This is a genomic window from Phormidesmis priestleyi ULC007 (genome assembly GCF_003003695.1).
Lineage (GTDB): Bacteria > Cyanobacteriota > Cyanobacteriia > Leptolyngbyales > Leptolyngbyaceae > Phormidesmis_A > Phormidesmis_A priestleyi_A.
In genome coordinates, this window is the sequence record NZ_PVWG01000127.1 from 1 (window position 1) to 1,136 (window position 1,136).

Annotated in this window: 1 protein-coding gene; it reads right to left on the minus strand. The window is 47.4% G+C overall.

Features of this window, described 5'->3' with window-relative positions:
- Window positions 1-39 precede the first annotated feature (39 nt).
- Complete coding sequence (locus C7B65_RS26985) at window positions 40-1,062, minus strand: IS701 family transposase (protein WP_073074791.1); 1,023 nt, start codon at window positions 1,060-1,062, stop codon at window positions 40-42.
- Between the last annotated feature and the right edge of the window lie 74 nt (window positions 1,063-1,136).

Below are 1,136 nucleotides of genomic sequence, written 5' to 3' on the forward strand. Positions count from 1 at the left end.
ATAGGACTTACGCATTGACAAAAGTAGCAAGGTCTGAAGTCAAGCCACCGTCGATTGGGAGAGGTTTTCCAAGATGAACTGACGGATCACGGGCACGAACAACTGCCTCGATACCTGATACAGGTTATCAATCAAGCCTTCAACGCGCATCGTTTGCAGCTTACAAAAGGCTTGCAACGCACAGAAAAAATGGGTTCTGATAGCGGACTCTGTTCGCACGTGGAAGCGTTCAATGTTGCACACTTGCTTGATCACCCGATGAAAGCTCTCAATTTGCCAATGACTATCGTGAATCTGGCGAAAGTTTTGGCGGTTCAGTTGCGCTAGTTCCAGATCGTTGGGCAGGTGCATGATGTAATACCGATCCTCGTTTTTGAAGCTCTGGCAAAACACTTTCACCCACCCAAACTCCTTAAGATAGACCACTAATCCAGATTCAGGAATCGGTAACGTTTTCACCTGTACTTGAATGCCCCGTTCTAGTGAAACCTGGCGATTGTCAGCAATCCCAAACAGAAAACCCACTTTCTCGTTTCTGAGAAACTTCAGATTTTCAATCCCTGAATCCCAACTATCGCCTGTCACCCAAGCCAGTTTCAGTCCCCAAGCTTTCACTTCTGCCACCATGTCGCGAAAATACTCGTTCTTGGTTTTGCCCTCCTGTTTGTCGTAAATGCGAAAGTTCACCGGATAGGAAGTGCCCGTGACAGCGGTATAGTACAAGGTAATCAGATTGATACCCTTCACTGTCCGCTTGTGTTTGCCCGACCAAAAGTAGCCCATCAGGGCAGTGCTTTGGGGGTCGCGGTAAGGTTTATCCAACACGCTATCGTCTACACTCGCAACCCCACCGTCTAGAATCAGATGGTCTAGGACTTCATTAAACAGATCGCGGGGTTTGTAGTTCTCCCGTAGCAGAAACCGATTCACACTGTCGTGACTCAACCCCTCCATCACCTCAGATAGACGAACACAACTCACATACTTGGGTTCCGCCAACAAAAACAAGATGTAGAGCGAGCAAGTACACTTGGCGGTTGAGGGTTTAGACAGTTCTCTCACGACTCATTTCTGCGGACTACAAAACTATTCTAGATTCACCACATTCTTCTTCTCCTGTCAATGCGTAAGTCCTA